Source organism: Mucilaginibacter sp. OK098, assembly GCF_900142915.1.
Classification (GTDB): domain Bacteria; phylum Bacteroidota; class Bacteroidia; order Sphingobacteriales; family Sphingobacteriaceae; genus Mucilaginibacter.
The window spans coordinates 411,506-424,491 of record NZ_FRCM01000006.1 but is presented as its reverse complement, the minus strand read 5'-3'; the positions used below and the strand labels follow the sequence as shown (position 1 = coordinate 424,491).

General features: G+C 43.0%; 11 protein-coding genes. 10 read left to right on the top strand and 1 reads right to left on the bottom strand.

Annotation, left to right across the window (positions count from 1 at the left end; all coding sequences use genetic code 11):
- Positions 1–156 precede the first annotated feature (156 nt).
- From BUE31_RS21715 to BUE31_RS21695, 5 genes are all read left to right on the top strand, one after another.
- On the top strand, positions 157–888 hold the full coding sequence (locus BUE31_RS21715; RefSeq protein ID WP_073405943.1) for an MlaE family ABC transporter permease: 732 nt from the start codon (positions 157–159) through the stop codon (positions 886–888).
- On the top strand, positions 885–1,637 hold the full coding sequence (locus tag BUE31_RS21710; RefSeq protein WP_073405942.1) for an ABC transporter ATP-binding protein: 753 nt from the start codon (positions 885–887) through the stop codon (positions 1,635–1,637). Before BUE31_RS21715 ends, BUE31_RS21710 begins: the two co-directional genes overlap by 4 nt.
- A gap of 144 nt (positions 1,638–1,781) precedes the next feature.
- A complete protein-coding gene (locus BUE31_RS21705) occupies positions 1,782–2,675 on the top strand; it encodes a class I SAM-dependent methyltransferase (protein ID WP_073405941.1) in 894 nt (297 codons plus the stop codon).
- 154 nt (positions 2,676–2,829) lie between these two features.
- Complete coding sequence (locus tag BUE31_RS21700; RefSeq protein ID WP_073405940.1) at positions 2,830–3,894, top strand: hypothetical protein; 1,065 nt, start codon at positions 2,830–2,832, stop codon at positions 3,892–3,894.
- A gap of 93 nt (positions 3,895–3,987) precedes the next feature.
- Entirely contained in the window at positions 3,988–4,950 is a 963-nt protein-coding gene (locus tag BUE31_RS21695; RefSeq protein WP_073405939.1) for a Gfo/Idh/MocA family protein, read from the top strand.
- A gap of 138 nt (positions 4,951–5,088) precedes the next feature.
- Here BUE31_RS21695 and BUE31_RS21690 read toward each other — a convergent pair whose 3' ends face one another.
- Positions 5,089–7,473 carry an FtsX-like permease family protein gene (locus tag BUE31_RS21690; protein ID WP_073406107.1) on the bottom strand — a complete coding sequence of 795 codons (2,385 nt, stop codon included), beginning with the start codon at positions 7,471–7,473 and terminating at the stop codon, positions 5,089–5,091.
- Positions 7,474–7,689: 216 nt separating this feature from the next.
- On the opposite strand from BUE31_RS21690, the gene BUE31_RS21685 reads away from it, so the two are divergent.
- The 5 genes from BUE31_RS21685 (at position 7,690) to BUE31_RS21665 (ending at position 12,983) form a co-directional block, all read left to right on the top strand.
- The gene (locus BUE31_RS21685; RefSeq protein ID WP_159440726.1) at positions 7,690–8,568 is read left to right on the top strand and encodes a DUF4349 domain-containing protein; all 879 of its coding nucleotides are present in this window, start codon (positions 7,690–7,692) and stop codon (positions 8,566–8,568) included.
- 209 nt (positions 8,569–8,777) lie between these two features.
- Positions 8,778–9,647 (top strand): DUF4349 domain-containing protein, encoded by an 870-nt coding sequence (locus BUE31_RS21680; RefSeq protein ID WP_073405937.1) that lies wholly within the window; start codon positions 8,778–8,780, stop codon positions 9,645–9,647.
- A gap of 118 nt (positions 9,648–9,765) precedes the next feature.
- Complete coding sequence (locus tag BUE31_RS21675) at positions 9,766–9,939, top strand: DUF3606 domain-containing protein (protein ID WP_143167204.1); 174 nt, start codon at positions 9,766–9,768, stop codon at positions 9,937–9,939.
- Positions 9,940–9,949: 10 nt separating this feature from the next.
- Positions 9,950–12,673, top strand: coding sequence for a DNA ligase D (ligD, locus tag BUE31_RS21670; protein ID WP_073405935.1), 2,724 nt, complete (start codon positions 9,950–9,952; stop codon positions 12,671–12,673).
- Positions 12,674–12,758: 85 nt separating this feature from the next.
- A complete protein-coding gene (locus BUE31_RS21665) occupies positions 12,759–12,983 on the top strand; it encodes a KTSC domain-containing protein (protein ID WP_200801962.1) in 225 nt (74 codons plus the stop codon).
- The last annotated feature ends 3 nt before the right edge of the window (positions 12,984–12,986 follow it).

The window sequence follows — 12,986 nt, the reverse complement described above, 5'->3', positions numbered from 1 at the left end:
ATATTACTCAAAACTAACTGTTTGTTATTTAGTTGTAATAACAATTATACAACCAATAATTTTATCACAAAAAAGGCATAATATTAATTAAGGAAGTAATGCTTAATGCACTGTATTGCTTAAAAACGTATTTTTAGCCCAATTTTAAATATTTAAATGTTTCACAGCTTAGGAAAATATATACTCTTACTGCATTTAAGTTTCCGCAAACCCGAAAAGTTCAAAGTTTATTGGGCCGAGGTTATGCGCGAAATGGTATCTGTAGGCATTGGCTCATTGGGGATCATCAGTATCATATCCCTGTTTATAGGTGCAGCTACCACTATCCAGGTTGCTTTCCAGTTATCCAGTCCGCTGGTGCCGCGCAGTATTGCCGGTAGCATTGCCCGAGATTCAACCATACTTGAGTTTAGTCCTACTATATCATCATTGGTTTTGGCAGGCCGGGTAGGTTCAAGCATTGCATCACAAATTGGTACCATGCGCGTTACCGAACAAATTGACGCCCTTGAAATTATGGGCGTTAATGCACCGGGTTATCTTATTGCCCCTAAAATTATTGCCGGGATGACTATGGTGCCTTTGCTGGTTATTGCATCCATTGCATTAGGTATTACAGGTGGCTGGATTGCCTGTTTAGTATCAGGTGATGTTAGCCCTGCTGATTATATTGCCGGTGTCCACAGCGACTTTGAAGGCCTTACCGTTAGAGTGGCACTTGTTAAAGCTGTTGTTTTTGGCTTTATCATAGCTTCAATTTGTGCTTACCAGGGTTTTTATACATCAGGCGGTGCATTAGAAGTGGGGCAATCGGCAACTAAAGGTGTTGTATACAGTTGCGTAATGATCTTATTTGCCGATCTGGTTATAACACGTTTAATGCTATGATCGAGGTAAAGGACATTTATAAAACATTTGGAGAAAACGAAGTGCTGAAAGGCATTAGTGCAAAGTTTACCGCAGGCAAAAATAACCTCATCATTGGTGGTTCAGGTTCAGGAAAAACCACCCTGCTTAAATGTATTGTCGGTTTGCACGATCCTACAAAAGGACAGGTGTTTTTTAACGATGAGAATTTTACGGAAATGGATTTCACGCAGCGTGTGCCAATCCGTACCGAAATAGGTATGCTTTTTCAAAATTCCGCATTGTTTGATTCCATGACGGTGGAAGAGAATATCATGTTCCCCTTAAATCTTTTTACAAAGCAATCAAAGGAAGAGAAACTTGAGCGAGCTAATTTTTGCCTTGAAAGGGTTAATCTGGCAGGGAAAAATAAGTTGTATCCATCCGAACTTTCGGGGGGAATGAAAAAGAGGGTAGGTATAGCGAGGGCAATCTCCATGCAGCCAAAATACCTGTTTGTTGACGAACCCAACTCAGGCCTCGACCCCAAAACATCCATCCTGATAGATGAGCTGATCAATGAACTTACCGAGGAATATAAGATAACTACTGTTATTGTTACGCATGATATGAACTCGGTTATGGGAATTGGCGATCATATTGTGTTTTTGCACGAAGGGAAAAAATGGTGGGAGGGCTCAAACCATGAAATTGCTCATACGGATAATAAAGAACTGAACTCATTTGTATTTGCCAGCAAGTTTATGCAGGCTGCAAAGGAGAAATTGTAGGAAGTCCGAAAGTCGGAAAGACCGGAAGTCCGAAAGAAAGATAGAAGATCGGTAAGATTTATATAAATTTGCAGCTTTCGGACAAATTAGTAACTAAAAACATCTTCCGGACTTTCGGTCTTTCCGACTTTCGGACTCAAAACCATGATCCAACTCCTCACACCCACCCACTGGAAAGATTACGAACTGATTGATTGCGGTGACTTTGAAAAGCTGGAACGTTTTGGCAATGTGATCCTGATCCGTCCCGAGCCGCAGGCAGTTTGGAGCAAAGCTTTAAGCAATGCAGAGTGGCAACGCCTGCACCATATTAAATTTAAGGGACGCTCAGCAACATCCGGGGAGTGGTTAAAAAAGAACCCGGCCACACCCGACCGCTGGCATATTGAATACAAAAACCCGGAAGCAAGTATAAAATTCAGGCTGGCATTAACCTCGTTTAAGCACCTGGGCATCTTCCCGGAGCAGGCGGTTAACTGGGACTATATCACCCAAAACATAAAAAAATTTAAAACCCCCGAGCCTAAGGTGCTCAATTTGTTTGCCTATACTGGTGGCGCTTCACTTATAGCTCAGGCAGCAGGCGCTGATACAACTCACGTTGATTCCATTAAACAAGTGGTTACCTGGGCCAATGAAAACCAGGAGCTATCAAGCTTAAGTAATATCCGCTGGGTGGTTGAGGATGCGTTGAAGTTTGTAAAACGCGAGCTGAAACGCGGAAAAAAATACAACGGGATCATCCTTGACCCGCCTGCTTATGGCCACGGCCCCAATGGTGAAAAATGGAAGCTGGAAGATAACATTAATGAAATGATGGGAGATGTAATGCAACTGCTCGACCCCGATGAGCATTTCCTGATATTGAACACATACTCATTAGGCTTTTCTTCAGTTATTATTGAAAACCTGATAAAAAGTGCTTATCCGCAAGTCCAAAACCTGGAAACTGGTGAACTTTACCTGCAGGCCACTGCAGGCTCAAAATTACCTTTGGGCGTATTTGGAAAATTCTTTAAAGCTTCGCTTAGTGATTAGAGGCCGGAGATCAGAGATTAGTTAAAGCAAATCACAAAAACTGCAAACTGCACAGCGCCAATTGCAAGCTGGCAAATTGTTGATAATTTTAACCCATCCAACTTTAAAAAAGCTGTTACTTTGCAAAACCCTGTTACATACAAAAATCTGTTAAATGAAAGTGAAAAACATTATTCTATCTGCTGCATTTGTGCTAACCTCATTAATGCTGTTTTCTGGTTGCAGCCAGTCGGCGCCAAAGGACAAGGCTCCCGCAGCCGCTAAAGACACCACTAAAAAAGTTGCCGCAGCTGCGAAGGAAGATACTGTTGCCGCTCCGGTAGTTTATCCGCCGATAGATAAAAAACTCTACGATTCGTTGATGAAAAAACTGGCCAACGGCGATACTACCGGGAAATGGCCCGTAAAAAAGGCGCCTTACCCTTTGCCTGGTGCTATTTTACCCTTTAAGCGCGTTATAGCCTATTATGGTAACCTGTCCGCCAAAAAAATGGGCATCCTGGGCGAACTGCCGCCAGACGAAATGCTGGCCAAACTGCATGGAGAAGTAAAGCATTGGGAGAAAGCCGATCCGCAAACACCTGTGCAACCAGCGCTGCATTACATAGCGGTGGTGGCCGCCGGTTTTCCCGGTAAGGACAACATGTATATAAACCGAATGCCTGAGAAAAAAATAGATAGCGCAGTGCGCCTCGCTAAAAGGGCCCATGCCATACTTTTCCTGGATATACAGGTAGCGTTGAGCAATATCCGTGCGGAGCTGCCCAAGCTGGAAAAATATTGGCGAATGCCTAATGTACATTGCGGTATCGACCCCGAATTTGCTATGCATGATGGCATCCATCCCGGCAAAAAAATAGGTAGTTATGATGCAGCTGAGGTTAACTATGTTTCGGCTTACTTGGCCAACGAGGTAAAAAAATATAACCTGCCGCCCAAAATTTTTATTGTGCACCGTTTTACCCGTAAAATGCTGACCAATTATCAAAACATTAAGCTTCACCCCGAAATCCAGTTCGTAATGGATATGGACGGTTTCGGCCCGCCCGATTTAAAGACAGGTACTTACCGCGATTATATTTATCATGACCCGGTACAGTTTACCGGCTTCAAATTGTTTTATAAAAACGACTCGTGGTCGCCGCCCCATCACATGCTAACGCCCGAGGAGATACTAAAGATTTACAAGCCGCACCCGATTTATATACAGTATCAATAGATTGTAGAGACACAATACTTTGTGTCTCCGAATTCAATATTATCAAACACAATCAGAGACGCAATGTATTGCGTCTCTACGTTTTTTAAATAAATGATAAAATGGGGCATCATAGGTTGCGGGCGCATTGCGCACCGTTTTGTACAGGGACTTAAAGCTGTGCCCGGTACAGAACTGGTGTCGTTATGGTCGCGCAGGGAAGAATCTGTTAACAGCTTTGTTGAGCAATATGGCGGCCATGCCTGTAAAACAGTTGATGAGTTGCTCGCAAGCGATATTGATGCCGTTTATATTGCTACACTGCCCGATAGCCATGCGGAATACTGTTTTGCTGCTTTTAATGCCGGTAAACATGTGCTGTGCGAAAAGCCTGCCGCTATTAATCTTTCTATCTTAAATCCTGTACTTGAAGCAGCCAAATTAAAAGGCCTGATTTTTATGGAGGGCATGAAGCCTCCGTTCTTCCCTTTGTACCGCAGTTTAAAGGAGTACTTAATTACCGATCCTATTGGTCCGGTTGGTTATGTAAGGGCCGGATCATCAGTTGCTGATATTCCGCGGGATCATCCGAACTTCAGCCACGAGCTTGCCGGCGGCGCAATAATGGGGATTGGTATTTACGAAGCATTTTTAGCTGTCGACTGGCTGGGCGAAACCCAACAGGTACAAACTATGGGTCGCTTTGGCGAAACGGGCATTGATATGTTTGCTATATTTCAAACCCTGCATACCAATGGCTATGCCCAGCTTTATGCCGGTTTTGATCTGCACGGTAAGGGTGATGCCTTGATCTGCGGAACCATTGGTCATGTTACCATCCATAAAAACTGGTGGAACCCCCAAAGCGCCACTATCAGCTACCTTGATGGTCGCACAGTTGAGCTAAACGAACCCTTTACCGCCGGTGGCCTTAACTACGAAATTGAACACTTCTGCCAATTAATAAACGAAGGGAAAACTGAAAGCCCCATCATCAGCCACGAAATGTCAAGACAGATGATTGCTATGCTGGATAAGGCAAGGGAGCAGATAGGGTTGAAGTTTAAGGGAGAGTGAATAGTTCACCCTATGTCATTGCGAGCGAAGCGCAGCAATCGCACGCAGTACACAACCGCCAATGCAAGTTATATACCTTTCTATTCGCCCTGTATAGTTCGCGATTGCTTCGTACCTCGCAATGACATGATGAAGACCTCACTCACTCTTCAAACTTTTAACAGGATTCACCAACGCTGCTTTCACCGATTGAAAGCTTACCGTAAACAAAGCAATCAGCAGCGCTGCTGAACCTGAAAGCACAAACACCCACCAGCTGATTTGAATGCGATAGGCAAAACCTTGCAGCCAGCTATGCATGGCCCACCAGGCCAAGGGTGAGGCAACAATGAGCGCTATAAATACCAGCCTTACAAAATCTTTAGAAAGCAATGCCGCTATGCTTGTAACCGAAGCCCCCAGTACTTTACGGATGCCGATCTCTTTTTTACGCTGTGCCGTGCTGAATGCTGAAAGGCCCAGTAAGCCCAGGCATGAGATCAGTATAGCTAATACCGAAAAGCAAACAAACAAGCTGCCGAAACGCTGTTGGGATATATATTGCTTATTGTATGCCTCATCTTCGAAAAAGTAGATCAGGGGTAAGCCTTGTGCCAGCTGCTTCCATTGTTTTTCTACTTGGGCTATCGTTTGTTGCATGTGGGCCGATGTTATATCGAGCGTAATACAGGTAAAATAACCTATTATCGGACGGATAGTTAAAGGCTGCACCAGCTCCTGTGATGAATGGAAATGAAAATCCTGCACAACGCCAACAATAGTACCGTCGGATACGAATTGTTTAAATCGCTTCCCAAGTGCTTCACCGGGGGTTTTATAGCCCATCTTTTTCACCATCGCTTCGTTTATAAGCATCGCTTTTTCATCCAAAGCAAATTGTTTATTGAAGCCGCGGCCAGCAATAACCTTTACCCCATACTGGTTCAAAAAATCACCGTCGAAATAATAAGCATCTGCTAACACGTCCTGGTAAAGATTTTCGGAATTTGCAATCAGCGTAGGAAACACGTTATTAGACGTACCCGGTACACTGGAAGAAAAGGAAACGCTGTTTACACCCGCGATGGCGCCAAGCTGTTGTTTTACCAGGTCCGGGTGATCGTTTATGTCGCCGTTAAACTGGTAATCAATCACCATGTGGTGATCTTTTTTAAAGCCCAGCTGCTGGTTCTGCATAAAATCCAGCTGGTTATAAACTACTATTGTTGATATAATAAGGATGATGGAAATTGCAAACTGTGCTATTACCAGCGTTTTACGGAGCATAACGCCCCCATTGCCCGATGCAAGCTCTCCCTTAAGGCTACTAATAGGCTTAAAGCCGGATAAAAACAACGCAGGGTAAATGCCAGATAGCAACCCTACCAATATTGCGATACCAAACAGTAAGCTGATGTAATACCAGTTTTCAAAAACGCCGATAGTAATAATGGTACCGGTAAGCTGGTTGAAGAATGGCAATAAAACAATAGCCAATACCAATGCAATTACAAACGCCAGTAAGCATAGCAATATCGCATCCATAAAAAACTGTACGATGAGCTGTTTTTTGGACGCACCCAAAACTTTTCGTACACCAATTTCCCTGGCACGTTTTAATGAGAATGCAGTAGTAAGGTTGATAAAATTGAAGCAGGCAATAAACAGAACGAACGCGGCGACTATCGAAAAAATATAAATATTGCCAATGTTGCCACTCTCCGAACTCCCGGTACGATGCCCGCGCGGTTTGCCATACAGGTAAACCTTTTTTAGCGGTTCTATCGCCAGGCTATGTTTCGACTGACTTTGGTCAATATTTGCATTGATAAAGGCAGGGAATTTTGCCTGGAGCTTTGCCGCGTCGGTACCGGGCTTTAACAGCAGGTAGGTATAAAAGCCAAAACGTCTCCAGTTGGTATTCCAGCTGCTGTGCGCATCCATCAGGGTAGTCATTGAAAAAAACATACTTACCCTGAAATGCGCGTTGTAAGGAATATCCTTCATTATGCCGGTTACCGCTGCGTTTGTCTTGCCGTTTATCAGCATGGTTTTACCAACCGGGTCGGCGTTGCCGAAATAGTGTTTGGCGGCAGTTTCGGTAAGTACCACATTGCAGGGAGCATCAAACAAATGTTTAGCATCGCCACGCAGCAGCTGCCAGCTGAAAACCGAAAATACAGAGGCATCTACGTATGCAACCTCTTCTTTGGCAGCATTATCAGGGTTGCTCTGCAGGATCATATCATCCATAAAAACCCTCGTGGCAATTTTTACCTCCGGAAAGGCTGCCTGCATGGCCGGCGCCATCGGCGCCGAGGTGCTTTCGTAATTCATGCCAACCGGGGTTTTAATATCGGTTACCAGTCGATAAATATTATCTGCCTTTTTATTATAACTATCCCTGCTTAGTTCAAACTGCACATATAGCAAAGCAAAAAAGCAAACGCAAATGCCGGTGCTTAAGCCAATAATATTGATTGATGAAAATGCCTTGTGGTTAAGGAAATACCTGAATGAGGTTTTGATGTAGTTTTTTAACATAAGCCGGTAATAGGAATTACAAGATAAAAAAAAATAATTAAATGCTACCGCGAGTTTAGCGCAGCGTAACTCGTGGTGTGGCATTTGGGAAGCTTTCAGCTTCATAAATCAAATCCATCCTAACCTATTAAAAACCAAATGGCTAATAAGGGTCACCTTATGCCATTATCCGGTATCAATAAGTACCAAAAAACAAACAAATTAAATTTTATTATTATGAAATCAAAAATCTTAATCCCGCTGCTGGCAGGCCTTGTTCTGCTGGGCGCATGTAAGGGTGTAAACAAAAGCGAATCTGCCGATACGGTGGGGGATGCTGTAAGCAAAGAAAAAGCAGTCGCCCTAAAAAAAGATACGCTCCAAACAGGGTCGAAACTGGTAAAAAAGGCCGACATCCACTTTAAAGTAAAAAAGGTGCAGCAAACCAGTGAGCAAATTGCGGCACTTGCTACAAGCCTCAACGGAATGGTAATTCACCACACCATTAATTCAACTTCTGAAAATAGCGCCGATATTAAAAGAAGTAGTGATTCTGTTATGAGAGTGACCGTTGTTAATACAACAGCCGAAATGACGGTAAAAATTCCCCCGGCAAATCTGGAAAGCTTTATGCTGCAGGTTTCAAAAATGGGGATCTACATTAATAACAGCCGGATGGATATAACAGATAAATCTCTTGATTATCTTTCTACCCAGCTTAAACTTAAAAACCAAAATGAACGGATAGCCCAGGATAAAAAGGAAACTAATACCGCGAAAAGCCCTGATGATCTGCTGGCCTTCAAAAACAATATGGTTGACCGGCAAATTAATAACCGCCGGACTGATGATTCTGTAAAAAACAGCATTGTTATTTTAAGTTTTTATGAAAGCAATGTTGTGACCCGCGAAATAATAGCCAATAATGATCTTTCAGCTTATAATCCGCCGGTATCCAAACAACTGAGCATGTCGTTTGAAAACGGGTGGGATGTATTTGTTTCGCTGCTTGTTGCCCTGGCAAATGCATGGGTTATCTTCCCCATAGGTTTCGGCGTATGGATGCTGGTGAAATATATCAAAAAGAAAAGGCCGATTGCTTTAGTCAAAAGCTAATCAATTAATCAAAACGCGGTTGCAGGATTAGCACAGCGTTACACCATGGTTGCGTATCGCCGAAGCGCTCAGCTTCGCGATGGGCAACTTTTATGGCCTTTTTTCATTTAAAATTGTCGTAATTAACTGATAATCAAATAATAAACAGGGTTACCTTATCTAATTTTCAGTATCAATAAGTACCAAAAAACAAATTAAATCTTATTATTATGAAATCAAAAATCCTAATCCCGCTGCTGGCAGGCCTTGTTTTACTGGGCGCTTGTAAGGGACAGCATGGCTCTGAAGAATTTGTCAACAATAGTAGTAGTGCTGACTCCGTTAAAGTAGCAGATTCAGCTACCTTGGCAGCTCCTAAACTGGTAAAGACCGCCGATATGCGTTTTAAAGTAAAAAACGTGCAACAAACCAGCGAACACATTACCACTCTTACCGCCAGTTATCACGGCCTGTTAATGCACCACCAGGTTGGCTCTTCCGAGCTTCGCAGTATGGATATTCGCAAAGGTGATGATTCTGTTATAAGAGTAACTGCCTTTAATACCACTGCCTATATTACTGTAAAAATCCCTACAGACAAGCTTAACGACTTCATGAATGAGGTCGGACGCATGGGGATCTATGTTAATAACCGTCAATTGGATATCTCAGATAAATCGCTGGATTATCTTGCTGCAAAGCTCAAGCTTCAAAGCCGTAAGGAGTTGGTAAGCCAGCAAAAACGGGGAAAGATCATTATAAAGAATCCAGCCAACGTGTTGCTTTTAAAAGATGACATGGTTGACCAGCAAATTGACAACCGCCAAATTGATGATGAAGTCAAAAACAGCATTGTTACTTTAAGTTTTTATCAAAGCAATACCATTTACAAAGAAACCGTGGTTAATGATGATCCGTCAGCTTACAACCTCCCATTTTTTAAACGATTGATCGGGGCTATTGAAAACGGATGGGTAATATTTGAAGAATTGTTACTCGGCCTTGCAAATTTGTGGGTGCTAATAATTGCAGGATTTGGGATCTGGATGCTGGTAAGGCATTACAGAAGCAAAAGGCCCGCTGCTTTAGCAAAAACCTAAATAAAACGGGCGAACTGCTTTCTACAGCAGTTCGCCCGGTTTATTTAATAATATTTCCTTCTAAGAAAACCAATACCGCTCCATCATTGTTTAACTGTTAAACCAATTATTATTTATCATGGATGATAAAACAAAAACAGGAAGCCCCGACAGGGACCTGATCAATGCGGGTGAGTATTATGAAATTGAATACTGGTCTAAAAGATTTGGTATCACCCCCGAAAAATTAAAGTCGGCCATTAAGGCTGTTGGCTCTTCTGCAAAAGCGGTGGAAGCTTATCTGCATAAATAAACCTGCTGTTATGAGCCTGGAAAAATATGCGGAGAAGCGCGACTTTACCAAAACTGCCGAGCCTAAAGCAGGCAAAAGCAGGGATAAGGATAAGCTGACATTCGTGATCCAAAAACACGATGCATCACGACTGCATTATGATTTCAGGCTGGAAATGGATGGCGTATTAAAAAGCTGGGCTGTACCCAAAGGCCCGTCAACCGACCCTAAAACAAAACGACTGGCCATGATGGTGGAAGATCATCCTTATGACTACCGCAATTTTGAAGGCATTATACCCGAGGGAGAATATGGCGGCGGTACTGTTATTGTTTGGGATGAAGGTACTTATGAACCCATTGATGAAATAAAAGGTAAAAAGGCGCAGGAAAAAGCTTTGCTGGCCCAGCTAAAATCTGGCTCGGTAAAAATAAAGTTGCACGGTGAAAAACTGAAAGGTGAATTTGCGCTGGTAAAAACCCATGGCATGGGCGAAAACGCCTGGCTGCTAATTAAACATAACGACGATTTTGCATCGGCAAAAGATATTACCAAAGAGGATAAATCTGTGCTATCAGGCAAAACCATCGAGGGGATGGAGAAAACCAGCGAAAAGGTCTGGCAGCACGGGCATGAGGAAGATGTAAAAAAGACTAAACCAAAAAGTAAAAAAAAAGCCCAGGCGAAACCAGTTGAGGAAATGGTGGGTGAAGACCCCAATGTTTCACTGGTGGATGAGGCTGGGGCCGATGTTGAGGCGTTTATAAAAGCCGCGCCAAAATCACCCATCCCCAAAAAGATAAAACCGATGCTGGCAACTTTGGTTGATGAACCTTTTGATGATCCGGATTGGCTGTACGAAGTTAAGTGGGATGGTTACCGGACGCTGGCATTTATTAATAAAGGTGAGGTAGACCTCCTGTCGCGCAATAATAAAACATTTAATGAAAAATTTTACCCGATCTATGACCTGCTGAAAAAACAGGAGATCAATGCTGTTTTGGATGGCGAGATCCTGGTACTGAATGAAAAAGGCATCTCCAACTTTGGCGATCTGCAAAACTGGCGCAGCGAAGCTGATGGCGAATTGGTTTATTATGTATTTGATATACTTTGGTACGAAGGCAAAAACTTAATGGGCTTGCCTCTAACCCAGCGCCAGGCTATATTAAAGGCCGTACTCCCTATTGATGACGACCGGATGCGGATAAGCAAAGTATTTGATGCCGGTGGCATTGATTTTTTTAATGCTGCAACCCGTATGGGATTGGAAGGTATCATCGCCAAAAAAGCAAGCAGCATTTACTCGCCCGATCTGCGCTCTAAAGAATGGTTAAAAATAAAAGTGCATAAGCGCCAGGAAGTAATTATTTCAGGTTATACTAAAAATGCTGACACTTCAAAGCAGTTCAGCTCATTGTTGCTTGGCGTTTATGAAAGCGGAATTTTGCAATATGCAGGCAAGGTGGGCACGGGTTTTAGCGACAAGGTGCAAAAGGAAATGATGGCTCAGTTTAAGCCATTGATAACTGATAAAAGTCCGTTTGATACCATCCCTGATGTAAATAAACCTTCCCGTTTCAGGCCCAATCCACCCAAAGCGAAAGCTACCTGGTTAAAGCCTGAACTGGTTTGCGAGGTTACTTATAGTGAAGTTACCAGCGATGGCGTATTCAGGCATCCCTCATTTCAGGGGATGCGGATTGACAAAAAAGCTAAAGATGTTATTAGAGAAGCGGCAACACATACTAATGATGTTATGGAAACAGCAGAAAAGAAAGACACTCATGCAAGTGCCATAAAACCACCAAAAGATAAGGAAAGAAAGACCTTATTAAACCCTAAAGACGAAACACAGGTGCGCAAAATTTGCGGGCATGATTTAAGCTTTACTCATTTGAGCAAGGTTTACTGGCCGGAAGATAAGGTAACCAAAAGGGATCTGTTTAACTACTATTACCAGGTTGCCGAATATATGCTGCCTTATTTAAAGGATAGGCCGATGTCTTTAAATCGCTTCCCGGGCGGGATCCATGGGCCAAGCTTTTACCAAAAAGATGTGAAAGATAAAGCGCCTGATTGGGCCAAAACCTTCCCCTACACAAATGGCGAGGGCGAGCATAAAGAATACCTTGTAGGAACCGACGAGGCCAGCCTGTTATGGATGGCATCATTAGGGTGTATTGAAATAAACCCCTGGTTTAGCCGCGTACAGTCGCCGGATGACCCGGATTATTGTGTGATAGACCTCGATCCCGATAAAAATACCTTCGACCAGGTTATTGAAGCGGCGCAGGAGGTTAAGAAAGTATTGGATGCTATTGATGTCCCCTCGTTCTGTAAAACGTCGGGATCAACGGGAATGCATATTTACATCCCGACTGGAGCTAAATATGATTATGACCAAACGCAGATGTTTGCCCGCATTGTTGTAGACATAGTGCATAAGCAATTGCCTGGCTACACTACTTTGGAAAGAATGGTAGCGGCACGGCATGGAAAAATGTATCTCGATTTTTTTCAGAACCGCCCGGGCGCTACTATTGCGGGCCCTTACTCCCTCCGCCCGAAAGTTGGCGCAACCGTATCTATGCCGCTGCACTGGGATGAAGTAAGACCCGGCCTTACCATGAAAGACTTTACCATTTTTAATTCTATCGACCGCCTTAAAGAAACCGGCGATCTTTTTAAAGGTGTATTGGGTAAAGGTATCGATTTGGAAAAAACCATTAAAAAAGCACAAGCCACGTTTTAGTAATAAAGAGTCAGGAAGCAAAAAGTCAAGAATCAAGAAGAAGCAAATCAATATAATTAAACATTCTTCTCTTGCGTCTTGCATCATGGCTCTTAAATCTTACAATATGCCTTCATCGGTTGTTGCAAATATGAAATACAATGAAGAGGAATCATCGCTGCGGATAACTTATACTTCAGGCGCAGTATATGATTATATAGGCGTACCTCCCGAAGTTTTTAAGGAAATGGAAATTGCAGGCTCAAAAGGCACGTTTTTAAATTATATGATAAAAGGCAAATACAGGTATAAAAAGATCAGGCAGGTGTAAATA

Bases quoted from the DNA above. Each gene is read 5' to 3' on its own strand.
- BUE31_RS21715 (WP_073405943.1), top strand. From the start codon at position 157: ATGTTTCACAGCTTAGGAAAATATATACTCTTACTGCATTTAAGTTTC.
- BUE31_RS21710 (WP_073405942.1), top strand. From the start codon at position 885: ATGATCGAGGTAAAGGACATTTATAAAACATTTGGAGAAAACGAAGTG.
- BUE31_RS21705 (WP_073405941.1), top strand. From the start codon at position 1,782: ATGATCCAACTCCTCACACCCACCCACTGGAAAGATTACGAACTGATT.
- BUE31_RS21700 (WP_073405940.1), top strand. From the start codon at position 2,830: ATGAAAGTGAAAAACATTATTCTATCTGCTGCATTTGTGCTAACCTCA.
- BUE31_RS21695 (WP_073405939.1), top strand. From the start codon at position 3,988: ATGATAAAATGGGGCATCATAGGTTGCGGGCGCATTGCGCACCGTTTT.
- BUE31_RS21690 (WP_073406107.1), bottom strand. From the start codon at position 7,473: ATGTTAAAAAACTACATCAAAACCTCATTCAGGTATTTCCTTAACCAC.
- BUE31_RS21685 (WP_159440726.1), top strand. From the start codon at position 7,690: ATGAAATCAAAAATCTTAATCCCGCTGCTGGCAGGCCTTGTTCTGCTG.
- BUE31_RS21680 (WP_073405937.1), top strand. From the start codon at position 8,778: ATGAAATCAAAAATCCTAATCCCGCTGCTGGCAGGCCTTGTTTTACTG.
- BUE31_RS21675 (WP_143167204.1), top strand. From the start codon at position 9,766: ATGGATGATAAAACAAAAACAGGAAGCCCCGACAGGGACCTGATCAAT.
- ligD (WP_073405935.1), top strand. From the start codon at position 9,950: ATGAGCCTGGAAAAATATGCGGAGAAGCGCGACTTTACCAAAACTGCC.
- BUE31_RS21665 (WP_200801962.1), top strand. From the start codon at position 12,759: ATGGCTCTTAAATCTTACAATATGCCTTCATCGGTTGTTGCAAATATG.